Raw genomic sequence first — 340 nt, forward strand, 5'->3', positions numbered from 1 at the left:
ACGTTCGCCCTGAGCGCGATGCTCGAAGGCGACTACGAGATCTACATGGTGGCTGACGCCTCGGGCGGCACCAGCAAGGAAGCGCACGACTACGCCATGCAGCGGATGATCCAGGCCGGCGTGGTGCCGGTGACGTGGCAGCAGGTGCTGCTGGAATGGCAGCGTGACTGGAAGAACAAGGAAACGTATGACGCGGTGACGGGCCTGGCGAAGGAACACTCGGGCGCGTACGGCATGGGCATCGACTACGCCTACACGATGGTCCACAAGGCCGCGCAGCGCACGCAGACCGCGCACCCGTCGATCGCCCCGGTGCATGCACCGGTGATCGAGTACTGAT

Annotated in this window: 1 protein-coding gene; it reads left to right on the forward strand. The window is 64.7% G+C overall.

From position 1 onward, the window contains the following. On the forward strand, window positions 1-339 hold a 339-nt coding region (locus tag A9J21_RS27340), incomplete at its 5' end, for an isochorismatase family protein (RefSeq protein ID WP_156546221.1). Between the last annotated feature and the right edge of the window lies 1 nt (window position 340).

It is taken from the genome of Cupriavidus sp. D384 (genome assembly GCF_001652915.1).
Taxonomy (GTDB): Bacteria; Pseudomonadota; Gammaproteobacteria; order Burkholderiales; family Burkholderiaceae; genus Cupriavidus.